21 protein-coding genes are annotated in these 25,571 nt (G+C 40.2%); 10 read left to right on the top strand and 11 right to left on the bottom strand.

The window, feature by feature from the left end:
* Window position 1 precedes the first annotated feature (1 nt).
* Both F0249_RS08060 and F0249_RS08065 read left to right on the top strand, forming a co-directional pair.
* Window positions 2–577: a NapC/NirT family cytochrome c gene (locus F0249_RS08060; protein ID WP_017051225.1), complete on the top strand. Its 576-nt coding sequence runs from the start codon at window positions 2–4 to the stop codon at window positions 575–577.
* A gap of 13 nt (window positions 578–590) precedes the next feature.
* Window positions 591–725, top strand: a complete 135-nt coding sequence (locus F0249_RS08065) for a TIGR02808 family protein (RefSeq protein ID WP_017051224.1) — start codon at window positions 591–593, stop codon at window positions 723–725.
* Between the two features lie 117 nt (window positions 726–842).
* On the opposite strand, the gene secF is transcribed toward F0249_RS08065, so the two are convergent.
* From secF to F0249_RS08085, 4 genes are all read right to left on the bottom strand, one after another.
* Window positions 843–1,745, bottom strand: a complete 903-nt coding sequence (gene secF, locus F0249_RS08070; protein ID WP_171756338.1) for a protein translocase subunit SecF — start codon at window positions 1,743–1,745, stop codon at window positions 843–845.
* Window positions 1,745–3,580: a protein translocase subunit SecD gene (gene secD, locus F0249_RS08075; RefSeq protein WP_171756339.1), complete on the bottom strand. Its 1,836-nt coding sequence runs from the start codon at window positions 3,578–3,580 to the stop codon at window positions 1,745–1,747. Before secD ends, secF begins: the two co-directional genes overlap by 1 nt.
* A gap of 81 nt (window positions 3,581–3,661) precedes the next feature.
* A complete protein-coding gene (locus tag F0249_RS08080) occupies window positions 3,662–4,105 on the bottom strand; it encodes a hypothetical protein (RefSeq protein WP_171756340.1) in 444 nt (147 codons plus the stop codon).
* A 192-nt stretch (window positions 4,106–4,297) separates the two neighbouring features.
* Complete coding sequence (locus tag F0249_RS08085) at window positions 4,298–4,969, bottom strand: hypothetical protein (protein ID WP_171756341.1); 672 nt, start codon at window positions 4,967–4,969, stop codon at window positions 4,298–4,300.
* Window positions 4,970–5,142: 173 nt separating this feature from the next.
* Between F0249_RS08085 and F0249_RS08090 the strand changes: the two genes are divergently transcribed.
* The 6 genes from F0249_RS08090 to F0249_RS08110 all read left to right on the top strand — a co-directional run bounded on the left by F0249_RS08090 (window position 5,143) and on the right by F0249_RS08110 (window position 10,645).
* Window positions 5,143–5,721: a hypothetical protein gene (locus tag F0249_RS08090; protein ID WP_171756342.1), complete on the top strand. Its 579-nt coding sequence runs from the start codon at window positions 5,143–5,145 to the stop codon at window positions 5,719–5,721.
* A gap of 280 nt (window positions 5,722–6,001) precedes the next feature.
* Window positions 6,002–6,244, top strand: a complete 243-nt coding sequence (locus tag F0249_RS20400; RefSeq protein WP_113798014.1) for a hypothetical protein — start codon at window positions 6,002–6,004, stop codon at window positions 6,242–6,244.
* Between the two features lie 315 nt (window positions 6,245–6,559).
* On the top strand, window positions 6,560–7,228 hold the full coding sequence (locus F0249_RS08095; protein ID WP_017051218.1) for an OmpA family protein: 669 nt from the start codon (window positions 6,560–6,562) through the stop codon (window positions 7,226–7,228).
* A 574-nt stretch (window positions 7,229–7,802) separates the two neighbouring features.
* Window positions 7,803–9,326, top strand: a complete 1,524-nt coding sequence (locus tag F0249_RS08100; RefSeq protein ID WP_171756343.1) for a peptide MFS transporter — start codon at window positions 7,803–7,805, stop codon at window positions 9,324–9,326.
* A 195-nt stretch (window positions 9,327–9,521) separates the two neighbouring features.
* Window positions 9,522–10,268, top strand: a complete 747-nt coding sequence (locus tag F0249_RS08105; RefSeq protein WP_171756344.1) for a helix-turn-helix transcriptional regulator — start codon at window positions 9,522–9,524, stop codon at window positions 10,266–10,268.
* 149 nt (window positions 10,269–10,417) lie between these two features.
* Window positions 10,418–10,645, top strand: coding sequence for a hypothetical protein (locus F0249_RS08110; RefSeq protein ID WP_171756345.1), 228 nt, complete (start codon window positions 10,418–10,420; stop codon window positions 10,643–10,645).
* 92 nt (window positions 10,646–10,737) lie between these two features.
* On the opposite strand, the gene F0249_RS08115 is transcribed toward F0249_RS08110, so the two are convergent.
* The 3 genes from F0249_RS08115 to F0249_RS08125 form a co-directional block, all read right to left on the bottom strand.
* A complete protein-coding gene (locus tag F0249_RS08115) occupies window positions 10,738–13,782 on the bottom strand; it encodes an efflux RND transporter permease subunit (protein WP_113798093.1) in 3,045 nt (1,014 codons plus the stop codon).
* Window positions 13,779–14,849 carry an efflux RND transporter periplasmic adaptor subunit gene (locus tag F0249_RS08120; RefSeq protein WP_017051214.1) on the bottom strand — a complete coding sequence of 357 codons (1,071 nt, stop codon included), beginning with the start codon at window positions 14,847–14,849 and terminating at the stop codon, window positions 13,779–13,781. The genes F0249_RS08115 and F0249_RS08120 overlap by 4 nt, the downstream gene beginning before the upstream one ends.
* Before the next feature lie 164 nt (window positions 14,850–15,013).
* Complete coding sequence (locus tag F0249_RS08125; protein WP_017051213.1) at window positions 15,014–15,319, bottom strand: hypothetical protein; 306 nt, start codon at window positions 15,317–15,319, stop codon at window positions 15,014–15,016.
* 523 nt (window positions 15,320–15,842) lie between these two features.
* On the opposite strand from F0249_RS08125, the gene F0249_RS08130 reads away from it, so the two are divergent.
* Window positions 15,843–16,613, top strand: a complete 771-nt coding sequence (locus tag F0249_RS08130; protein WP_171756346.1) for a siderophore-interacting protein — start codon at window positions 15,843–15,845, stop codon at window positions 16,611–16,613.
* A 98-nt stretch (window positions 16,614–16,711) separates the two neighbouring features.
* Here F0249_RS08130 and F0249_RS08135 read toward each other — a convergent pair whose 3' ends face one another.
* Both F0249_RS08135 and F0249_RS08140 read right to left on the bottom strand, forming a co-directional pair.
* Window positions 16,712–19,018 (bottom strand): bifunctional diguanylate cyclase/phosphodiesterase, encoded by a 2,307-nt coding sequence (locus tag F0249_RS08135; protein WP_171756347.1) that lies wholly within the window; start codon window positions 19,016–19,018, stop codon window positions 16,712–16,714.
* Between the two features lie 765 nt (window positions 19,019–19,783).
* Window positions 19,784–21,511 carry a bifunctional UDP-sugar hydrolase/5'-nucleotidase gene (locus tag F0249_RS08140; RefSeq protein WP_171756401.1) on the bottom strand — a complete coding sequence of 576 codons (1,728 nt, stop codon included), beginning with the start codon at window positions 21,509–21,511 and terminating at the stop codon, window positions 19,784–19,786.
* A gap of 372 nt (window positions 21,512–21,883) precedes the next feature.
* On the opposite strand from F0249_RS08140, the gene F0249_RS08145 reads away from it, so the two are divergent.
* A complete protein-coding gene (locus F0249_RS08145) occupies window positions 21,884–23,515 on the top strand; it encodes an ATP-dependent endonuclease (protein WP_171756348.1) in 1,632 nt (543 codons plus the stop codon).
* 185 nt (window positions 23,516–23,700) lie between these two features.
* Here F0249_RS08145 and F0249_RS08150 read toward each other — a convergent pair whose 3' ends face one another.
* A complete protein-coding gene (locus F0249_RS08150) occupies window positions 23,701–24,192 on the bottom strand; it encodes a DUF1097 domain-containing protein (protein ID WP_136995335.1) in 492 nt (163 codons plus the stop codon).
* Between the two features lie 206 nt (window positions 24,193–24,398).
* Window positions 24,399–25,304 carry a LysR substrate-binding domain-containing protein gene (locus F0249_RS08155; RefSeq protein WP_136995334.1) on the bottom strand — a complete coding sequence of 302 codons (906 nt, stop codon included), beginning with the start codon at window positions 25,302–25,304 and terminating at the stop codon, window positions 24,399–24,401.
* Between the last annotated feature and the right edge of the window lie 267 nt (window positions 25,305–25,571).

Consider the following 25,571-nt stretch of genomic DNA (forward strand, 5'->3'; position numbering starts at 1 on the left):
TATGAAATTATTAAAAGCGTTTTGGACCAGATTAAGAAGCCCAAGTAAAGCAGCTGTAGGTGTTGTTCTATTTATGGGATTTGCTGGTGGTCTTCTTTTCTGGGGTGCATTCAACACGGGTATGGAAGCAACTAATACGGAAGAATTCTGTTCTGGTTGTCATGCCCCTATCGTTGCTGAAATCCAAGAGACGGTTCACTACTCGAACCGTTCAGGTGTACGAGCTATCTGTTCTGACTGTCACGTTCCACACAACTGGACAGACAAAATAGTACGTAAAGTTCAAGCGTCTAAAGAGCTTTTTGCTTATTTTGTTACTGATACCATCGGTACTGACGAGAAGTTCAAAGCAAGACGTTCACACCTAGCAGAACGAGAATGGCATCGAATGAAGAGTAACAATTCTCAAGAGTGTCGTAATTGTCATGAATTTGAATTTATGGACTTTTCTGAGCAAGGCCCACGTAGTGTTAAACAACACTCTACCGCACTCGCTTCAGGTGAAAAAACGTGTGTAGATTGCCACAAAGGTATTGCACATAAACTTCCAGACATGAGCGGCGTTGAAGGCTGGTAATAGGAGTTACAGAATGAGTACTTTAGAATCAGTTATTTGGCATATTCTTGGCTACAGTGCAATGCCCGTGATTATTTTAAGCGGATTCGCTGTTGTTGCTGCCATCTCTGTTGGATTCCTTTCTCTAGGAAAAGACAAAGAAGTCTAAGTAAAAAAGCAATGGTTGAGGAGAGATGATTTTGCCTATTTTGTAGCTCCTCTTTCATGTTAAGAAAACCCCGTTAATTCGGGGTTTTCTTTTATCTAGGGTAAACCATCGATTAGCCTAAGGTGCAGAATCGACTCCCACAGGTAAATAATGCTTAGGTTCCAGTTTTAACCATTCAGGCAACACTGTTCCTATCGATATTGATGACCATGTTCCGGTCAGAATACCGATAAACATTGCGGTAGAAAAACCTTCTAACGCGCTCCCTCCCATAAGCCATAATGCGCCAACGGTAATTAACGTTGTTCCTGATGTCACCATAGTGCGAGAAAACGTTGCAACAACAGCTTGGTCGTTAATCTCTTTTGTTGATAACGACTGTTTTGCAACAAGAAGCTCTCGCACCCTATCGGCTATGATAATAGAATCATTTAAGGAGTAACCGAGTATGGCGAGTATGGCTGCAAATACGGTTAAGTTAAATTCCATTTGAGTCAGTGCAAAGAAGCCTAAAACCAGTACCACATCATGCAATAGTGCCAATAATGAACCGCTTGCGAGTCTCCATTCAAAACGGAAACATAAATAACCCAAAATGCATAAAAGGGAGATCAACAATGCGAGCCCGCCTTGATCAACTAAATCTTGGCCCACTTGAGAACCAACCATGCTATTGCTAACCACTTCAACATGGTTTGATATTGGAGCCAATAGAGGTTCAATATTTGGAACATCAGCGCCTAGTTCAGGTATAGCGTAACGAATTACCCAGCGCCCCACTTCTCCAGATGGTGTTACTCTTGTCTCTTCACCCAATTCAGGAGTCAATGAGGAGAGCAATTGGTGGCTATCGACACTGGCATCTACTTGTATCTCGGTCACCATTCCACCCGTAAAATCGAGTCCCATATTCAGCCCTCTAGCCCCTAGAGCGAGTAATGAAACCGCCATTAACGCAATCGATACATAGCTAGTGAAATAGCGAATTTTGCGAATATTACTTTTTATCTGATTCATCATTACACCCTTACATCGCGGCGGCTATCACGGCCCCAAATTAGATTGATCATTGCTCGTGAAGCGAACACGCCTGTAAACATACTCGTAATAAGCCCCAACCCAAGCGTTAAAGCAAAGCCTTGAATTGGCCCATTTCCCATTGAGTACAGAATGACAGCCGTGATCATTGTGGTAATGTTTGCATCCAAAATAGTGCTTATCGCAGAACTAAATCCTTGATCGATGGCTTGTGCGAAATTTCGTCCTTCTGCCAGTTTATCTCTTATCCTTTCAAAAATAAGAACGTTGGTATCAACAGCCATACCGACAGTTAAAACCAATCCAGCAATACCAGGTAATGTTAAAACTGCACCAGGTAACAAAGCGACCATGCCGAGTAAACAGACCATATTCGCCACTAAAGCGACATTCGCAATCCATCCTAACCTGCGGTACCAAAGCGCCATGAACGCAAGGGTCAAACCCATCCCTAGAGCTAGCGCTGCAAAACCATTGTGAATATTTTCAGCGCCAAGTGATGCGCCGATCGTTCTCTCTTCCACTATGGTTACTGGAGCAGTCAACGAACCCGCACGAAGTAAAAGCGCAAGTTGTTGAGCTTCGTCAATGGTTCCTGCCCCTGTGATTCTGAATTGACTACCAAGCTGTGATTGAATAGTCGCAACGCTAATCACTTTCTCACTTCGTTGTGAGTTACCTTGCGCATCTAGAGTGTACTCCCGATAGACCGTAGCCATTGGTTTTCCAATGTGCTTTCCAGAGAAGTCACTCATGATTTTGCCACCGGCGTGATCCAGTGAAATATCCACCTCTGCCCGACCCATCTTGTCAAAACTCGCTCTTGCATTGACGATATGTTCACCGGTCAAAATCGCTTTCTTTACCAAGGTTACCGACGCGCCATCGTTATCAGCCAAAGTGATGTCACGGCTTGTTTTTGCTTCTGAAGGGGATTTAGCTTGATGAAATGCAAGACTGGCAGTCGCACCTATCACATTTTTTGCTTGTGATGGATCTTGTACGCCAGGTAATTCAATCCGAATCGAGTGCTCACCTTGTCGCTGGACTAAAGCTTCAGTAATACCTAACTCTTCAATCCTTCCACGCATAATTTTTAAGTTCTGTTGCAGCGTGATGGTTTGAAACTCAGTCTTATTTTGTTGTGATGGCTGAATTAACAATTGACCAGATGAACGCTTAACAACCCAATTTGGATAGCTTTTATTTAAGTATTCACGAATACGATTAAGATGATCAGCTGACTTCGCACTTACGAGAAATCCATCAACACCTCGGCTTACCACTTTTACTCCGCGTAAATGTTCAGCACGCAACATCTCTCTCACTTCATCTTGAATGGCATCTCGTTGCTCTGAAAAAGCTTGGTCTACATCTACGTTAAGTAAAAACTGCACTCCTCCTCTAAGATCAAGCCCAAGTTTTATCGGATTGAAGCCTAACTCCCCAAGCCACTTAGGCGCAACAGAGACATACGAATAGGTAATACCATCCGCTTGTGTAACGACTGAATCTAATATTTTACGTGCTCGACTCTGGGTATCTTCGTCTCGAAAAACCAAAGTCATTTGCTCTTTATTTTGTGTAATTTCCTGCGCTGATACCCCTGCACCTTTTAAGAATCGATCCAGTTTTGTGATTGAGGATAATGAAGGCTGTAGAGCCTCACTTTGAATCTGTATCGATGGTTGCTCACCGTACCAAGTTGGGATGGCGCTGAGAGCCAATAGAACCACTGCAACAATAAGAACCAGATATTTCCACATAGAATAGTGGTTCATGCGTTTTTGATTTTTTATATTTTTCATTTCTTTCATCTATAAGAATGCCCTTGGAATGAACCAAGTCAAAAAACAATAGAGACTACCTATCGAATAGGTATGGAGTTAAGTGAATCGTTAAATAGATGAAGAGGAATATTGGCTATTCAGGGCAACATAAAATGCGTTGCTCTCTTTCCAGCCAGAAACACGATAATTTGAAAGGGTAATTTTCGAATACCAAGCGAAAGCTGGCATAGATTTTAGGGACGATAAGATAAATTGGTATTGTGGCAGATCATCGCGGTTATGCGAATCAAAACCTAGGTCATCAATGGTCTCTTGATCTCTAGGTGTATATGTCCAACGAATCTGATTAACGTTGGCATGGATTGGACGACGATGAAGATCGATTGAAATTGGTGGAGTGTCACCAATATGTAAGGAGTTCGGTGAACTCAACACTCGATTTAACTCAGCCTGAGACTCGCTCTCGAATGCCGCGTGATTGGTTTGAGGTTGGGTATACTCATTATTAGGGCTGATTTCTACTTGTACAAACGCCTGCGAGGGGAAAGCCACCGCACACATAAATACAAGAATAGATCTTACCAGCACTCGAAACATAGCCAACATATATAGTAGTAAAGTGACAGTAAGTGGTGAAACGAACCCACTGCGAAAGTCTGAATAATAGGCCCAGTTATAGGAATGAACAACTAAAAAGATCTAAAAGCCACCAGAGCCAATAGGCATCTGACAAATATCATTATATTACAATTGCTTATAAAACAATTTTGTCGTTGATACGTCTAAATAAATTTTGTTCTCTAGCTCCAGACCATCACAATAGACGAAATACACAGGTTCATCTTTATAATTGATGGAGCGGATCCAACCCTTAAGCTGTTCAAAGTCTTTCGGTTCACATTGGCCTTCGTTCAGAAGCTTCTCTGTCGCAGCTCGAAATTCAGCTCGGTAGTCCATTAAGTCATCTGACTCAGCAATATACGCATCTATAGTTTCAATACGTTCTTTTTTAGAAATAGTTGGTTTTTCAATGGCTAAAAATGACATATCGATCCAGTCAGCTTGCTCCAACTCTCCATCCCCATAAACGAAGTTTTCTGAGATTCGCGCCCAGCCGTCTTTTTTCTCAAGCACCTCAACGAAATCCGTTTTGTACAAGGCTCCAATAATAATACCGTCATTAGATGGACGATCCATAATATTGAGTTTGGCCGATGCCACATAAAATTCAGTATTTTCAGGTTTGGGGGTTAAATCAATGACCAAGCCTTCTGAGGGTGTCTGCTGTATTGGTGCGGTTTCTTGAGATTGATTTGCGGCATCAGAGTCGTCCTCTTGCATGAAAAAGAAATAATACCCAGCACCGGCCCCGCCGAGGATGGCTAAAATGACGATCATAATTATTACTTTTTTCATATGGATATATCTCTAAAGCAGTTGCCCAATATATATAGTTTTGAGTGTACAACAAGTTGACATAACCTGTGAGAGCTTTTAAAGGCAGCTGATATATAGATCTAATTTATCTCTTAGGCACTCCATCATTTATAAACCTATACTATATATAACTTCTCAGCACATTGGTTTTTATGAAGAAATGCATCAGATTCGGCCTGTATCTTGCGCTATTTTCGTTCAGTTTTTACTCGAATGCACAACACTGCACCGTTGTGACTTGGGATAAAGCTCAAAAGCAACATGAAGCGCTGGAAGAGTGGTATAACTTAAGTGCAGTCCAATTCAATGAACTTCTCTTTAGACACAAATCCCAAGTCTTCATGTCCAAAGAGTTTACCCTTCAAGAGCTCACGATATTTTGGCACCCAGCAAAAGTTCATCTTCACAAAATACTGGAAGATCAAATTCAAAGCGCACTTAACTTAGCGACTCAACTGTCTCAAGCTTCAACACTTTTAAGCGAGAAGATTGATTCAATTAACGGCATGACTTTAACATGGCAACGTTTGAGTTCTCATTGCATAGAAGATAATTTAATCGCAAATCACACTGCTAGCCTTAAGTACGTTAAGTCAGCACAGGAGTTAAAATCTGACATTATCGCTTTAATGCTAAAAATTGAAACTCTTGAGCAACGTTACATCTATGAGGCTAAGGTGTTACAAGATGCGCACTTTATGTCAGATCTTGAATTTAATTCCAAAAAATAATGTTCATCCAATACCTCTAAATTCTGGACACCTCAACATACCGGATTAACACAATTTATGAGTTTTAATTTACCTACCTAGCTGAGAGCCCCGTCCTGTAAGGCATACAAGAAGCGTCTTAATATGTATTGAATATAAATTCATCACACTTGATGGTTTTATCAACATAAACTCAGACGAAAACGAGAGCCACCTCACAAAAACATTTACAATCGCCCATTTTTTGTTTAATATAACTGTTCATATTGCTTCATAAAAAAACATAAAGTGGCTAGTAAATATGCATAAAATTATGGCTTTGAATCACCGAATGGACAACGATTGTCCAGTTGAAATAAGAACTAAATTAATTTCAGTTATAGAGCATATAGAGAAACATGGATTTGTCAGTGATTTAACGTTATGTAAAATTTTTGGTGAAATGATCTGGAACGATGGCATTGACTATCACTCCCATGCCCTTTCATTTAGAATTGATTCAACAACAGGTAATTGTCAGATATCTCAGTTGAAGTGCCATTAAAGCTCGAATAAATAGAAAGAGAATGTAGCAATACATTCTCTTTTTGCGTTCATCAGCTACTTTCTTTCCAACACGACCTTCTACCACAACCAAACTCTCCAAGTATGGCACTAGACAATTCACCTAATACCTGTTTCTTCATCAGTAAGTAGCCCATTGAGTTTTGATTTAGATGTTTATTGTTAGCACTTAACCCTTGCGCCACAACACTTCGTCAATTTACGGTTAATTTCGGCCTTATCGCTACTGAATAATTCATATATCTGCCTTAATCGCTTATATTTATACTATCTCTCAATCAAAGAAATAAATCCCATGAAAAAAATCATCTCTATTATCACTCTGGCAGCATTAATGACAGGTTGCCAAGCAACTCAAAGGCAAAATGCCACTACAGGCGAAATGGAAACAAACTCTGCGACCAAAGGTGCGATTGCAGGTGTTCTAGCTGGCGTTGCGGTTGGTTTAGCGACAGGAGACGATGCAAAGGAACGTAAAAAATACGCATTACGTGGTGCTGCGGCTGGTGGACTAATCGGGGCTGGTACTGGCTACTACATGGATCAACAAGAAGAAGCTTTACGTCTTAAATTAGCGAATTCTGGTGTGCAAGTGAGACGTATTGGTGAAAACGAGCTTCAACTTGTAATGGAAAATGGTATTGGCTTTAGTTCGGGATCTTACTCTTTATCTTCAAGCATTTACTCGACACTCAATGGCATTGCTCTAATCTTAGTGGAATACCCTGATACACGCCTAGACATTATTGGCCATACTGATAGCTCCGGCAGCGATGCAACTAACCAAAAACTTTCTGAGCAACGTGCTCAATCTGTTGCGAACTACCTAGTCCGTCAAAATGTTGCGTCAGGTCGAGTTGCTAGTAAAGGTCTTGGTGAGCGCTTCCCTATTTGTACGAACTCAACATCACAGGGTAAAGCTTGCAACCGCCGCGTTGAAATCAATATCTTATCCCTCAAGTAATTCAAATTTAGGCTGTCTATCTTAGGCGGCCTACCAACATCTCTTTTATACCCAAAAATTCCTTTCTAATTGAGAATGATCAACAATATTTATTGCTTACTACACTCTTTAAATCGCCCCCTGTCTATCTTCAATTTTGATACTCTCTACATTCAACTACAAACTTCAGATTTTTTAATTCGCTTTTATGCGCTATCCACTATTAAGCCTCGCGATTATTCTTAACACCATATCTAGATAACATATTTCAACTAAACCCTACCTTAAATTTTACTAATCAAGCATCAATTTTAAACTTGATAACCTCCTAAAATGCATGCTTCACCTCACAAAAGCAAATGCGCAACTAAACACATTAAAATTTGATGCACTCGTACCATTTTCATATATTCATGCGTGCTATAAACACTATGAAATTCATACTTAATAGCTAGTTAAACTGCAATCGTGATATTTTTGTTAAAGAAGAATCTAAATTTATTTACAAATTTAGCATAAAGCACTATTAAAAATGAAGGCGAACAGTGCCAATTGATAGGCACAAATAATTATATCCAAATGTCTGGAGCAAAACATGCAAGACCATAATTCTAGGTTTCCTACCATATCCAAAATTCTAATTCTGCGGCAGTTCTTATGGGGAGCCGCTTTCTATGGAACATTTGTTCTCTTAACTAAGTTTTTCCTAAATGACTTAAACTACAGTGAAGCTGATACCATAATGATGATGGGAGCGTTTGGCGCGGTAGGACCTGTCTTTTCAGCCGTCGGTGGGTTTGTCGCTGACAAATTTATAGGGGCATTCCGCGCAGTCTATATTGGATATACGGCTTATTTAGCAGGGTTTTTATTACTAGGCATTGGCGCAAGCAGCCTTAATATTCCTCTAAGCATCCTAGCTATTGCTCTCATTGGCTATGCTCGTGGCCTATCGGCTACCTGTCCTACAGTATTGTTTGGCAACTCATATTCAGAAACCAATCGCGATGCATTCCAACAGGGTCTTACGGTAAACTATTCAATCAACAATCTCGGTTCTTTCTCTGCAAAATACCTCTTTCCTTTCTTAATAGCTTACCTAGCCTACCAAGGCGTTTTCTTTATTTCTGCCCTATTGATGGTCGGCAACCTATTGATGTTCTTTAAATTCCGTAAAGAACTCAGCAGCGTCGGTAACCCAATAGATAAAACACCTCTTCCGTTGATGACTTGGGCGATGTTCGTCGGTGGTTCGATTGCGGTACTGGGCTTAGTTTTCTGGATCTTCTCCAATCTAGATACTGGTAAATACATTTTATACACACTCGGTTTCGGTGCTATTGGTTACTTTATCTATGAGATAACACGGGCGACGAAAGCCTACCAATTCAAAATGGTTGCTGTATTGATTACCGTTTGTATCTTGATCGTGTTCTACTTCTTCTATGGTCAAATGTTCACCTCAATGAATATGTACGCGATCAACTTGATGGGGGATACATTACTCGGCTTTATTCCAATTCACCCTGAATCCAACATGGCATTCAACCCTTTATGGTGCTTTGTTCTTGGTGGTCCAATGATTCAACTTTATGCATGGTTAGATCGTAAAGGCTATTCTCCTACAATCCCAACTAAAATCGCTGGTGCATTCGTGCTAAGTGCGATCGCATTTTCATTGTTAGGACTATCAGCAGATTCAATGGGGCCAGACGGGAAAATATCCGCAAACTGGATCCTCTCTGTGCACTTCTTTCAATCTGCTGCAGAGTTAATTGTTGGTGCCCTTGGTGCTGGCTTCATCTTTGAGATGGTTCCTCGATATTTAGCAGCCTTCTCAATTGGGTTACGCGCTGTCGCTATCTCACTAAGTGGTATTTTAGCGGCGGTTATTGCAACCAAGATAGCACTTCCTAAAGATATTGTTTTCACACACGAAGTGGTTGAATCTGTTTACACAGGATACTTCTACATGCTAGCGCAAATTGCAGCGTTCATGGCAGTGCTGACTTTCGGTCTATCGCGTGTCATTCAGAATCTAATTGAACGTGGTGAAGCTCTTGAAAAAGAAGAGCAAGAACAGAAACAAACGCTAGAACCTCAATTAGACAATAGCTAACATCTCAACTGGCCAATTTTAGTTAATAACTGAATATTGGCATGACGAAGGATGATAAACAAAGCGCTAAATGCATTCCATTTGGCGCTTTTGGTATTTTCAATGAAAATAACTGCTTTAAGATCTATTACTTAGGATGAGTAAACTGTTAGATTATTTGGTAGATCCCTTAGACAAGAAACACTGAGAACTTGTATGTCAGGAACAAAAATTGTCATCAAAGAATTAAAGAAGCAACTAAAACTGCACGAAATTCAATATCGAGATATCGCAACCCAACTTGAATTGAGTGAAGGCTCAGTCAAACGTCTACTCGCTGATGGAAGCAATATAAGTTTGACTCGACTGGAAAAAATCTGCCAACTCATCCGAATTGATCTAACGGAGCTTTTCCGTTTAGCCTCCCGAACCGACCAAGGTCTTCAAACATTATCATTTGAGCAAGAGCAGATGATCGTGTCGGATAAAGTTTTACTCTTAGTGTCAGTTAGCGTACTAAACGGATTTAAATATGAGGAAATCATTAGTCGCTATAACATCAATAAAAATGTACTGATTCAAAAACTCGCCGAATTAGATCGAATGCGTATCATTGAGTTGATGCCCGACAACCGTATACGCCTATTGCTTTCTCCTAAGTTTGACTGGATTGGTGGAGGGCCCATTCAGTCCTTCTTTCTGAAGGAAGTCTTACCTGAATTTTTTAATAGCTACTTTAGTCGCCAGGATGAAAAACTAGTAATGGCGACAGGACTAATGTCTCCACATACGAACCAAAAATTTCAGGGACAGGTTCAAAAACTCGTCGATGACTTCCACGAAGCGTGTGATGAAGACTCGAATCTAGATATTAATGATCGAAACGGTACCTCTATCGTCATAGCATTAAGACGTTGGCATTTCGATATGTTTGATACTGTCAGTTCTAACACCAACAAGTAACGTCATATGTTACTTCAAGTGGATGCATTATAAACTTCAATTGTTAAGCTTTATCTATCATCGTAATAAATGCCAAGATATTAACAAGCAAGATGAGCATTAAGAATTAAGTCTCATATAAGTAATTGCATGTTAAAAAGGGACAAACAATGAAATTACCCATATATCTATCTCTAACACTTATTTTGATTACGTCAACGATGGGCTGCACGAGTACCCGTTACAGTTCAAGGTTATTAGTTGCACCCCCTACGAAACATATCAATCTCGCACCTACACTGTACAACGTTGCGAAAGTAACAAAGGCATTGACTCCGATTGCTTTACGCTTAATGCAACCCATTGTCGTCGCACCCAAGATCATCATTACAAAATAATGCTACCGCACCCACCATACAAAATAAGCCTTCTGAAAACAGAAGGCTTATAGCGTCAGAGTTTAAATAAACAGTACTATGCTAGCTTTTAATTACACTTCTGTTGCTTTGACTCTAAACATAATGGCATAAAGTACAGGAACAATAATGAGAGTCAAGATCGTGGCAAAGGTCAAACCAAAACCTAAGACAACAGACATCGACTTAAAGAATGCATCAAAATAAAGTGGAACAAGACCAAGCACGGTTGTTAGTGCCCCCATCGTTACAGGTCGTACACGACTTGTTGCCGCGTCTACAATCGCGGTAAATCGAGGTTTTCCATCATTTATTTCAAGATCTATTTGATCAACCAGTACAATAGCATTCTTAATCAACAAACCTGAAAGTGAAAGCAACCCAAGGATACCCATAAATTCGAGAGGCATCCCCGCAGAAAGTAAACCAATAACGACTCCAATGATAGCAAGTGGAACCACCATCCATATCACAAGTGGTTGACGAACCGAACCAAATAATACGAAAACGATAATCACCATCGCCGCAAACCCATAAGGTAAGGTTGAGCCTATGTTTTCATTTGATTCTTTTGAGTCTCTATACTCCCCACCCCATTCAAGAGTGTAACCAGTCGGCAATTCAATCGCCTCGATTTTATCCGATAATCGATTGAGTAGAACTGATGCCAATACACCTGGTTTTGGATCCGCTTCCGCTTTAATTCGCCATATACGATTATCACGTTTCATCCGTCCATCACGCCAAATTGTTTTGAACCCATCAACAACTTGTCTCAGAGGTACAATGTTCCCTGTCGTTGAACTAATAACCTGGATATTATAAATATCATCTGGGTTCTCAAATTCGGAATCTGGTGACGTTGATATAATAGGAATAATATCTTCACCATCGCGGTAGGAACCAATTTGTCGCCCTGAATATGCTGTTTTTATAGCAAGAGCTACATCTTGAATCGTGACACCAGCACGTTTTGCTTTAACTTTAGACAAAATAGGCTCAAGTACACTCACTTGATCACGCCAATCATCCTTTATCGAAATCGCATCACTATCGCGGTGCATGATAGCTTTTGCTTCATTTGCAAGACGACGAAGAACCTTGGGATCAGGTCCAAAAAACTCAGCTTGGATTTTTGAACCACCACCTGGACCTAGCTGGAATTGCCATACTTTAGCTTGAGCATCTGGAAATTCAGTATCAATATGTCGCTGAACTTTCGTGATTTTATCTCGAATAGTTTGGTAATCATCCACTTTAACCAACAATTGTGCATAAGAGGAATTTGGTGATTGTGGAGAATAAACCAGCATATAACGCAATCCACCCGCACCTACGGAGGTCTGAATAGTATTAACGCCTGGTAGTGATTCTACATATTTAGCAACTTTCTTGATTTCTTTATCAGTTTGGTTGATTGATGTACTTTCTGGCAGCCAAAAATCAACAACAAATTGTGGTGTCGTTGAAGCAGCAAAGAAGCCATCTTTCACGAAGCCAAAACCGTATAAAGCCGACATAAACATCGCGACAACAACAGCCGAGACTTTCCAGCGATGATTAAGCATCGTGCGCATGAGCTTTTTATAACTAAGCGTCAGTCGCCCTTCTTTTTGAATAGCGAAACTGTCATCAGTCTTGAAGATCGAGTAACAAAGCAGCGGTGTTATTGTGATTGCAAACAACCAGCTGAACAGGAGTGAAATTAAAATCACCCAGAATAAGTGACCCGTAAATTCGGCAATGTCACCTGGCGCAAAGCCTATAGGTGCAAAAGCAACGCAGCCAACTAAAGTACCAGCAAGTAGCGGCCATTGAGTTTGCGCAACAATAGATTTTGCAACCTCTAAACGGTTTAAGCCTTTTTTGATTCCTATCAGCATTCCTTCAGCAACAACGATCGCGTTATCAACCATCATACCGAGAGCAATAATTAGAGCCCCAAGAGAAATCCTATGCATTGGAATGCCAGCAAGGTTCATTACCGCTAGCGTTGCCGCAATCGTCAGCAATAAGATCGAACCGATAATAAGCGCTGATCTTATTCCCATAAAAATGAACAAAGTTACAATAACAATTGCCAATGCCATCACAACATTGAGTGCAAAATTATTTATTGACGCTTCTACCGATTCACCTTGGTGGTAATAATTACTGACATCAATACCAAGAGGCCTAACGTTAAGTGTATCTGATATTTTTTTGTTAACTGCTTTACCAACTTCAACAATATTTTCACCGCTCGTTGCTGATAGGCCTAAAGCTAAAGCACGATGTCCGTTGAAGTAATAAAGCCTTTCTTCCGGTTTTACAAGCTCTCGCGAGACTTCAGCGACATCACCGAGATAGACCAAGTTGCCTAGATCCGAAGTCTTAACTAAAATATCGGATATCGAGTCTACAGAATTAATCGAACCAGATGGTGAGATTGCGATTCTTCGCTGTGCAACATCAATTTCCCCAGCATTCACTACTAAGTTTTGCGTTTCTAAGCTCTGATATATTGATTGGATGGATACACCAAGGTTAAGCATCCGCTCCCTTGAAAACTTAACATATATGGCTTCATTTGCTTCCCCGCTAATGTCAACCCTTGCAACACCGTTGATTGACATCAAATCATTACGCAGTGTTTTAGCGTAAGTCCTTAATTCAGGTAAAGTGTATTCATCACCATATATGAAAAAATACATCCCGAAGAGATCACCAAAATCATCCGCTACAATTGGGGCAGATGATCCCGTAGGCAGCGTTCCAGAAACATCGGAAACCTTATTTCGCAATTTCCCCCAAACCGCTTGAAGCTCCGATTTGTTTTTGGAAAATTTATATTTAATTTCAACTAATATTTCTGACTTTCCAGCTGACGATACAGATTTAACTGATTTAACTTCCGTCATCTGCTGAATGGCACTTTCAATCGGCTCACTTAATTCTTGAGCCACTTCTAAAGGCGTTGCCCCAGGATAATATGTGATGACTTGTGCTTTTCGGATAGTAAACTCAGGATCTTCAAGCCTTGCCATACTCTCGTAAGAACTATAGCCACTTATCAAAGCTAAAATAATAACAATGGCGCAGAGTACTTTATTTCGAATGGAAAACTCAGCTATATTCATTTGGCCTCCCATTCTGATACTTCCATGCCTTCAGACACATATGATGCACCACTGATGATAACTCGGTCACCTAGCTGTAAGCCGCTTGAAACGCCAAGGAACTCGCCAATTCCATCTTTGACATTTACGACAACTTTGTTGGCTCTATTCGATTCATTGTTTACTGTCCAAACGTATCTTTCATCGCCAGAAGATAAGATAGCGCTTGCCGGTATTTGAAAAATGTTTGAATCAGCATCCCCCATTGATTCCATTAATACTGTTGCAGGCATACCAGGTAACACTACAAATTCTTGGGGTGGCACAAATGACATCGTGGTTTCGTAAGACTGGGAGTTTTGATTCGTTTCGAGAGAAATCTCTTCAAACTTGGCATCAATTTTTTTGTCGGTTTGACTCTGAAGAACAACGAAAGCCTTCGTATCTGGCTTTTTATCTAGCGTTCTCAGCGTATCGGCTGGTAGATCAAAGCTTACTTTTAATCGAGTCGTATCTATTAAAGTAATTACTTTCGATGAACCACTCACGCTGTCAAATTGTTCGAAAAACACATCAGAGATAACACCTGAAAAAGGAGCGAATATATTGGTATCGTCTAACGCTTTTTGATCACTATTCAATTTTGCTTTTGCTGAAATCATCACCGATTCCAGTTCATCAAACTGACTCTTAGAGATTACTTTCTTATTGATAAGTGTTTTGGCTCTTTCGAAAGCTTTAAGGGCCTGATTATAAGTAGCCTCAGATGAAGCGAGTTGTATTTTAAAATCTCGGTCATCAATTTTGGCTAATAGATTACCTTCAGCAACAATTTGTCCTTTTTTTGCATTTAAGACTGTCAGTGTACCGCCATTTTTGAATGATAGGTTTGTCGATTTATTTGCTTTAATAGTAGAAGGGAATTCCCACTTTTTGGACTCTGTAGTGCGTTGAATAGTGAACGTTTTGACTGGCCTCACGGTGGACTCTTCAACCTTAACCACTTCTTCAACATCACCACAACCACCTAAGGATATCGCTATCATGAGTAATGGCGTACTAAAAATCAATCCGTTATTCTTTTTCATATAAGCCTCAAATCAGTATTGGTGGCTATGCAATTTACACTTACACAAGTCTATAAAAGGTGAAATTGGCAATAGTTGTTGCTTGTAAGCGATAAAAACCAAAAGCCGAGATACAAAACATCAAAAGGGAGATATAAAATCTCCCTTAAATAAAACGTTAAATATTAAAGATACTTATCTTCAATGATGCCACACATAATGCCTAGCTCTAGTTTGTTGGTGTCATCAAGACGCTTAAACTCCTTCATCTGAGCTTTCTTCATCTGTTTTTTCCACCACTCACCACGAGTTGCTACTTTATATTTACCAATAACAGCAAAATCAGCTTCAGCTTTCTCTGATTTGTTAATTTTACCAGCCAAGTGGCACGCCGTGATTTGCGCAAACGTTTTACCAGCTTTCTCAGGTTTACCTGCATTGGCATTCATCGACACGGCAAGAAGCGCAAGTGCTACAACTATTTTCTTCATTTTATACTCATCATTTATCTAGATCAGAAGATTTAAAATTTTAAAAGGCAACACCCTTTATTTAAAGGGTAAATAATAAACACCTGCCGACATCATAGTCAAATATAATTACAACTTTTAACCAACAATATGAAGTTGCCTGCAATTCAAGTATTTCTTTGCGACTAACAACAATGAGTAGCACATTTTAACAACAATTAACCCACAAAAACACTACACAAAGGCTGGTAAAATTAAAGTAAATACTCAAGTTCAACCTAAAATAGCAGCACAAAACCTTTAATAATGATTCTGCTGGTTTTAGTGCCCTTAATTGAGTGGATACGAAAAGGCGAAACATTAGGTGACACTGATCGATGTTCAAAATGCAGTCGACCCACTACAAGTAAATATTGCAAACCCTCGCACGTACGACGAGAGTTCCTACAGTATTGAAAGTGTAAATTAATATAAAGACGATACTATTTAGCAAGATGCAATGATAAGCTAGATCTAAATGATAATTAATATCCAAAAGGATCCTATGAAAAAACCAACACCAAGTTTGCTCACTGTACTTAAATCAGTCCCAATATCACCGAACATGCAAAGAATTACGCTACAAGGTGAAGCACTTGCGCATTTCCCGAATAACTGCGAGGGAAGTTATATCAAACTCCTATTTACTCAAACTGGAAGCACCGATTTAACAAAGGTTGATGAAAATGAACGACCTGTGATGCGTACTTACACCATTAAGCACTTTTCTCCGCTGCAACGTACTATTGATGTCGATTTTGTACGCCATACCACTGATGATTGTCGCTGTGGTTTCGCTGCTCGATGGGCAATGCATGCAAAAACTGGCGATATCATCAATATTGCAGGACCGGGAAGTATTAGCAGTTTAAACATAAATGCAGACTGGTTCTTCACGGTTGCCGACATGACAGCATTGCCTGCTTTATCAACGAAACTTCGTACTCTTCCTGATGACGCTAAAGGGTATGCCGTCATAAAGGTCATTGAACACGCAGATATACAAACACTTGATGCGCCAACCGGCATAGAGGTTATCTGGCTAGTTGATAATGACACTCTCACGCCCAAGATCAAATCACTGCCATGGTTAAGTGGAACAGCCTCTGTTTGGGTTGCTTGTGAGTTTGATACTATGCGAGAGCTACGTGATTACTTCCGCAATGAAAAGAAAGTAGCAAAAGAGAACATTTACATCAGTAGTTATTGGAAGAAAGGTGTCACCGAAGATGGACACAAAGTAATGAAACAGCAAGATGCGAATGAAGCGGGCTAATGGCGGTAATTTATAGCATCACCTACCTAAAAGGGCTAGCTTAAGCCAAAATAACCATGATGCTGATTATTACCAAATATGTACCATGTGAGAAAGTGCTATATCATTTCTTCTAGCACACCTTCAGGCTGCCTAAAATACACATTAAACTGTGATTTTGGCAGCGGCTTACTGAACAAATACCCTTGGTAAAAAGCACAACCCGCTTGCTCTAAGTATCGCTTCTGTTCTGATGTCTCTACACCTTCAGCTATAATATTAAACCCAAGTTCTTTGGACATCGAAATGATTGTCTTTACAATACACTGATCATTAGCATCTGACACTAGCTCATTGATAAATGATTTATCGATTTTTAGCTGACTGAGCGGCAATTTTTTAAGGTATTTAAGCGAGGAATACCCCGTCCCGAAGTCATCCAAAGAGAACTTCACACCACTCTCTCGTAACTCATTCATATGCACAATGGTACTTTCAATATCATCCGCCAGCATGCTTTCCGTTAATTCAAGCTTTAAGCGCCCACTTTGAATATGGTAATCGCTGATTAATTGTTGAATGTGAGCAACAAAATCAAGCTCTTTGAACTGTTTGTAACTCACATTAACAGACAGAGTTAAATGATCTTTTGAGGCCTCTTTTTGCCAACGACTTAACTCTTCACAGGCCATTTTTAAAACCATTTTCCCAATAGGAATAATAAGCCCGGTCTTTTCAGCAAGCGGGATAAATTCATTTGGCCCTACCATTCCATTTTCTGGATGAATCCAACGTAACAACCCTTCTGCTCCGATGATGTTGTCATCGTGGTCAACTTGGGGCTGGTAGAATAATTCAAGCTGGTTGTCGCGTACCGCCTTTCTTAATTGAGCTTCCAGCAAAAATTCAGACGCCACATCAATTTGCATTTGAGGATCGAAAACAGAGTAAGTATTTTTTCCTGAGTTTTTAGCCCTATACATCGCAATATCAGCATGTTTGATGAGTTCAGACTCTGAACTCGAGTCATCATCAAATAGGACAATGCCAACACTGACACTACTGTTGTAGATGTACTCTTTAAGCGCATATGGTTTCGACAATATTTCAAGCAGATGATCAACGGTATTTTCAACCGTAAGATTAGATTTCTCTGTATCAACCCCTAACCCAGACAGTAAAATGACAAATTCATCCCCACCAAAACGAGTCAGCACATCACACGGCCTAATACTCTGATTAATTCTAGATGCCGTTTCAATGAGCAGGAGATCACCATATTCATGCCCATGAGCATCGTTAATGCTCTTGAAATCATCAATATCCAAAAACAGCAGTGCATGATGGTTATATTCGTATTCTAGGCTATTTAAAGTTTGACGAATTTGACCAAACAACTCCATTCGATTTGGCAACCCCGTCAAGGCATCATGATTAGCCAGACGCAGCAGCTCTTTCTCTTTTCGCTTTTCGGAACTGGCGATAGTACGAATAAGAAAAAAGATAAAGAAATTATAAAGGAGGAAAACACCTGCATTGAGCGCTAAGTGGTCAAAGTAGCTTTGCAACAAATATTTTTTATCGACTTTAGATACAAACCATACTTCAAGAAAAGGATCATAGTGAGCAACGATTTGTAACTTACTACCAGTCCCCTCAGCCTCGTATTCAAAAACGGAAAAGCAGTCATCACTGTTAACATTCTCGTTCAGACTTCGGAAATAAGAGTCACTTACAGGCTTACTATAATCGACAACTTCACTTTGGGAACTAAATTGTAGAAATCGATCACTTCGAACAATTTCAATCTTATGATAGGGCGCTAAATCATCATGACCATTAAATATTGGTGTATTATCGAGTCGAATACCCGCAGTCATCACAGCAATGGCTTGGGATGCATCTTTCGGGATATAAATCGCTTTACGAATCGGCATCGCTAACGTTATTGAGTCCAGACCATTTATCTCATAATTTTGCCCCGTCGTTATTTTTTTACTATCACGGGCTTGAACGAATGTTTTTCGACTCCCTTCATTGAGCATTAGGTTTGGGACTTTATCAAGATCAAAATTTGAGCTTGCGACAAGTGGTGTCCCATCATAGGCAATAAGCCCTAACCCAATAAAAGCTGGGTTGGTATTCATCGTATGATCAAGTGCAGCATCATGTAATGGCTGTTCTGGAATTTTATGTCGTGCAATAAGCTGAACACCTAAGACATCGAGCAACGACTCTTGGGATTCAAGAAACGCTCGAACAGAGTTGCCGAACAAATCAACATGATTCTTTTGTTTATTAAGTACTGTCTGCTGACTGGATTCCCAACTAGTGTATGACGTATAAAAAAGCAGCATTAAGGATGATATAAAGATGATTGAAAAAATCATCCAGATATTTTTTCTAAGCTGCGCAAATTTTCCCATACCAATACACCAAAGACCTTCAGATTAGCACCTAACATTTTGCTTATCGTACCAGTCGTGAGTACAAAACAAACACACCTTGACACATAACGTGCGGTAACTCACTTTATTATTTCAATGCTTATTATTAAGCTAACTTATGAGTCGATAATCACCCTGCAATATAAAATCCAGAAACATAAAACCAAGCCAATATTCTCAATAGTTTTATCATTGTAGAGAGCTATTCTTACTTGTAACCATACACAAGGTTTCGAGGTTAGCTTTCACTTTCTTGGGGCGGCAATATTTGTGAGTTGGTAAACGCTTCAATCCGTTTATTTACGACAAGTCATTCAGAGTCACTACTTGATTGAGTTTATATTGGGTAAATGATGAGGGCTTGGTAAATGAGCAGAAAAAATCCGATAAACAGAGTCTATCGGATTTTTACACATTGATGGGAGCGTTCAATTTCTCTACCGATTAATATCTAAACTGCTCGGCACTAGAGCTCAATGCCCCCTTATTATGCGATTAATCTAACTTAGACTCCGGCTAACGGAATGAAGTAAACTAATGCTGACCAAATCGATACCCATCCGATAATGACGGCAGTATCTAACCAATCTTTATACCACATATTGTCCCCTTGCCTCTTCTGCGATCCACACATACAAAACGCAAATAAAACTGATATGGATAAAGCAAGGTTTGTGCCATAAGAAATGTCGTGAATATCACCTATTGAGGTGATTCACCCCTGCCGATTGCAATTGATTTGAACTACTTCTGGCAAGAGACCCCTTTTTCATTGAGTTTATCTGGGTAATCCGTCAGCATTTGTTGAAAACAGTCTGCCATTGATAGGTTGGTAATCATACCTTCTTCTTTCATGTCCAGAACCGCCTCATAACCTTCTTTCCCTTTCATGGTATAAGCGGAAGACGTTCCTCGATATAACTTCTTGGAATCAACGGGTTGCCAGCCATATTTAGCGCTGTATATTTTCAGGCTTTCAATACGCTGACCTACCCTCTTATCCGCACAGTAATTAAATGCAAGGTTGTGAGTATAAGGGTAACTGCCTGACCCGGTTCCTTCTACTCCGTTGTTCGTGGCATTATTAATCGCCCCTTCTAACATCAGTTCAATGGTCTTCCCGGATACATCATAAACACCAATTGGTACGGCAAAAGGCAGCAATTTTCCGGCAATGTCGGCAATCGATACATCACCTGCATTAAGAGAGTTTCTAACCCCCCCTGCATTATGTATCGCAAATTCAGCATTCATTCCCCTCTTATTCATGGCATGAACAAAAGATTCAGCAACTAACGGGGCCAGCTCACTTGCCCCCTGCTCATCGGGAATTCGTACATGTCGCAATTTCCTTGGGGTGTAGCTGATGATCTGCTGCTGAAGTTGTCGTACTTTTGGGATGTACTTATCACGCAGAATACTCTGTAACTGCTCGTCTTTTTTACATACCACAACATTAGGGTGATTCCCTAAATAGTCACAAGCAGCAACATGAGCTTCATCAGTTCCCATTTCATTGAGACTTGGATCTAGAAATAGCCGCCTTCCTAATAAAATATCATTCTGGCCGACAAAACGAGTCACATGACCATTCGCATCAAAATCAATCTCACAATGCCCTAAACTTAGCGCATGAAAGCCTGCCTGAACGATGTAAGTATTATCAACTTTAACGCCATATTCATCATCTTTTGCGAGACCGATCCCAGAGAAGTCTCCTTGCAATCTATGGCTATGTCCACCAACAATAATGCTAATGCCTTGAACCTGAGAAGCAAGTTCAAGATCGGCCTCATAACCTAAATGGCTCAGTAAAATAATTTTATTGATACCTTGAGAGTGGATCTGCTCTACGGTATTTCGCGCGGTTAGAATCGCATTAGCAAAGGGGGTATCAGAATCCGGATTCGCAATGTCGGCCATTTTATCTAAAGACAATCCAAAAATAGCGACGACTTCATCATCAAAGGTTTTAGTGATGTATTGGGCAGATTGCGTAGCAGGAATATACGAACAAACTCGTTGATTTTGGGCTAATGTAAAGGCTTTATCTTGGTTTTCATTGGATAGATCCCAGTTCCCTGCAAGCAAGGGAAAATTAATACACTGGGCGAATTGAGCAACAGGTTCATTGCCCATATCCAATTCATGATTACCTAACGTCATGGCATCAATCTGAAGTCCATTCAATAAATCAGCGTTTGCTTCCCCTTTAAATAGGGAGAAATACAACGTTCCTTGAAAACAATCACCTGCATGCAAAAAGAGGAAACCTTTTTTCTGCCTATGAGCTTCACTTTTGAGTTGCTGAGCTCTTGTGGAGATTCGAGCAAAACCACCAGCACTCACATACGGCTCTAATACACTACCAGCAATAGGAAGGGTTAACTGTAATGACGTAGGTTCAAAATAAGAATGGGTGTCATTGATATGCGCCAGCGTTATTTTTACTGGTTTGTTCTCTTTTATCATCATCTGTTCTTTCTCAATTATTCCACCCAATACTAAGGGCTGAATCATGACAGAATCGTGAATTTTATGAAACTGGTATGCAAAGAAATTTATCTTCCATATTTGTGGTCTATTTAGAGAAGCGTTCTCATTCGGTTCAAAAGTAGAGAAACAAAGGCTTGGTTTGATGTAATCAAATACGAAATGTGACACAAAAGCCTACATGCTCTGAATTTATCGATTATGCTAATCATGTGCGATTTATATTCTAAACCTGTTTACATTCATATAATTACCGGGAATAGATTATGGCTTTTCCCGGTATTGATTAGGTTTAATATCAATAAATATTGAAACCGTCTGCAGGTTCTCGCGTTTTTAAGGAGTGATTCTATGCAATTAGACAGAATCGAAATTTCTGGATTCCGTGGTATTAAGCGCTTGTCGTTAAAATTCGATGAACTCACGACCCTCATTGGGGAAAATACGTGGGGTAAATCTTCTCTCCTCGATGCTCTTTCCGTTGCACTACCAGCAAATGGCGTACTTTATCAATTTGAAATGCAAGACTTTCATGTTGACTATTCGATCTCCCACCCACAAACCCAACATTTACAGATCGTGTTAAGTTTAAAGGCGAATGATAAAAGCGAACTTAAAGCAGGTCGCTATAGAAAACTAAAACCAATCTGGATTGAAGATGAAGATGGTGACTACCGCATCTTCTATCGTATTAGTGCGACTCTCGATCAATACGCCATTGAGACACACTATATGTTTTTGGATATCGAAGGTAAGCCGCTTAAGCTTCATCACTCCGAGAAGTTAGCTCAAGAGTTAATGACTCTGCACCCTGTGATTCGTCTACGTGATTCACGTCATTTTGAGCGTCCATTCAATCACACCAATGGCAAGAACGGACGCGTCGAAAAACGTATCGACAACACGTGTCGTCGTTTAATGGCGATCCCAGGGCATGTCAATAAAGGAGAAATGCGCAGCAGCTTAAACTCAATGGAAACCCTGGTTGATCACTACTTTTCTTTTAAAAATCAATCGCGGAAAAATCCAAGAAAACCTCGTGACGGCCTGTTTTTCACAAGCAATACCAATGAGCAGAATGTCACTCAATTCGTTGAAGAGACCAAAAACAAGCAGACTCGCTTGTTGTTTATGGGCTTACTAAATGCCTATTTACAAGCTAAAGGGCCTAACGAACTTCGCCGATGCGCCCGCCCACTATTAATTATCGAAGATCCAGAAGGTCGATTGCACCCCACCCATCTCTCTAGAGCTTGGGGATTATTGCAACTACTCCCAATGCAAAAAATTCTTACGACTAACAGTGGCGACTTGCTCGGTTCTGTCCCTCTGCAATCAATTCGCCGTTTAGTCCGGCAGTCCGATAAAACCATCGCGACCAGTTTAATGACCAATAAACTTAGCAAGGATGAGCTGCGTAGAATTGGCTTTCACATTCGCTTCCATCGTACTGGCGCTCTGTTTGCTCGGTGCTGGTTATTGGTTGAAGGTGAAACAGAGGTTTGGTTATTTAACGAACTGGCGAATCAATGTGGCTATAACCTTGCGGCTGAAGGAGTACAAATCATTGAGTTCGCACAGTCTGGTTTAAAATCGTTGATCAAAGTGGCAAAAGCATTTGGTATCGATTGGCATGTGGTGACGGACGGTGATGCTGCAGGTAAAAAATATGCCGCAACGGTACATTCACAATTAGGGAACGATCAAGAGAGGCATAGGCTTACCGAATTGCCGGAAAAAGACATTGAACACTATCTTTACAATAATGGCTTCGAGCTGTTTTTCAAAGATATGATAAAAATCCCACACGATCACCCGATACCTGCCAAAAAGGTAGTGGCCCGGGTGCTTAAAAAACATGCCAAGCCGGATCTCGCTCTGGCAATCGTTTCTCATTGTGAAGACAAAGGAGTTGAATGTATCCCACTATTACTACGTTGGACACTTAAACGCGTTATCACCATGGCAAACGGTAATACGTAAACAGCTTTGTTACCTCTAATTGATATTGTGAATATCGAAAATAAAACCAGTATTAATTGCTGCTATCCAACTATAAAAAATGGCACACCACTACGGTGTGCCATGTATCAAATCATTTGATATACAGATACAAATTAATCGGGGGATTATCAAACTCTATCTACTTAGTTAAACACCCATTGAAATCATGACTGAGTTTCAACAGTTTGTTTGGTAAGAGAAGTCGATTGACTTGATTTTTGATGAAGCCAAAGGCCAGATGCTTTCATTAGGTAACCAAATACGCCACCTAAGATTAAAGATGGGATCACCAGTTGCCAATCTCCACCTGCTGCAAATGTTGCACATGAGCCAATGAATGTCCCTGGAATATATGCCAGCCAAGCTTGTTTCGCTTGAATGCACATAAAGAAAGCAACAATTGCTGTAACGACATAACCTAAGATTTCTAGACCAGCAAAGGTTGAACCATGGATAATCACCATCGCCCAAAACACACCACTCATATTCGTTAATAAGCTTTCTATTAAACCTTTTACACCACCCGTTGGGGAAGCGAAATAGCTCGTACAGCCAAGGAAACCCGCCCAAGATAGAAGCCCTAGTGAAATCGCAATCCAACCCCAAAGGCCAGATAGAATTCCGGTAGTTAACGATATAGCAAATAGTGTACTCATATAGCCCTCATTCAAATCATGCGTTACAAAGCTTGTAACCGTCTGGATTTGGCATCAGTAAAATCAGAGTAAATAATATCTGATGCCAACCCCAAGACGAGTGATCAAAGTCACAAATGACATGTTGAGACATACATGTTTTTCATTAAAAGTTTGACGCAACCGATAAAACAACAGAATTACGACATAATAAAATCAAACCGTATTCATAGAATGTATGGTTTTCCTTTCATCATTCTCAATCCTTCACGTTTAATGCATTCCACTAATGGGTTCTCTGCCATGTCTACACGCCAAATAAATGAGAGTGTTCTGTCCATTTTCAATTCAGGTACATTTAATGCGACAAGCTCACCATTATCAATGAAGCGTTCTACATCAAGATAAGGTAAACAAGTTAAGTATTGACCATTGGCAACTAAGCTACGCAGAACTGGCACATGCTCATACTCTCGCCATACATCAAGATCACCAATTAGATGATGAATAGAGCTATCAAAAATATTGCGAGTACCCGATCCATGTTCTCTCAATACCCATTTTGCTTGCTCTAACTGAGCTAAGCTTACTGTTTCACGTTTAGCAAATGGATGATGTGCCGCGGCGACTACGATTAAGTGATCTCGGCACCAGATCTCTTGATGGATTCGATTGTCATCACAACGCCCTTCAATGATTCCCAAGTCATATTTATAATCCAGAACATCTTCGATAACACCCTTGGTACTTTGGACCCCTAGCGTGATCCGCATCTCAGGAAAGTCGTTATCAATAATACTGATAAGGTCTGGCACCAAGTGCTCTGCAGGTGTTTGGCTTGCGCCTAGATTAATTTCGCCACTCAATAAGTGCTGTTCGAAAAAACCCATTTCGATTTGTTGTGCATCCTGAAGAAGACGCTTCGCTTTGGGCCTTAACCATATTCCCCAATGTGTAAGCGCCATTTGCTTCCCTTGCCTTTCAAACAAAGGTCTCCCAAGCATTTTCTCCAATTGAGCGAGTGACATACTGGTTGCAGACTGAGTTAATGCAAGCTTATCGGCGGCCTGGCTAACACTGCCAGAGTCAGATACTGCGTCAAATACCGCGAGTTGCTTTAATGAATAGCGCAAAGTTAGGTCCTTTTACATCTAAACGAGTGGAAATATGCGTTTTTATTACTTCAAACACCCTATCGATAAAACCGATGTCTGAGCAACTAATTGCATTTTACGCATACTTTTATCTATATCAATAAATTTGATACGAATTGTCAGAATTATCAATTTTACCTGTTGACCACTTCCTCATAATCTAAGTGGGAAGCGCAGCAATGGCTACGCTGATTTTAGATTCATCTCTTCAAATATGCAGAAACACTTATTAAGGAGCATTCAATG

Source organism: Vibrio sp. 03-59-1 (genome assembly GCF_013114135.1).
GTDB lineage: Bacteria > Pseudomonadota > Gammaproteobacteria > Enterobacterales > Vibrionaceae > Vibrio > Vibrio cortegadensis.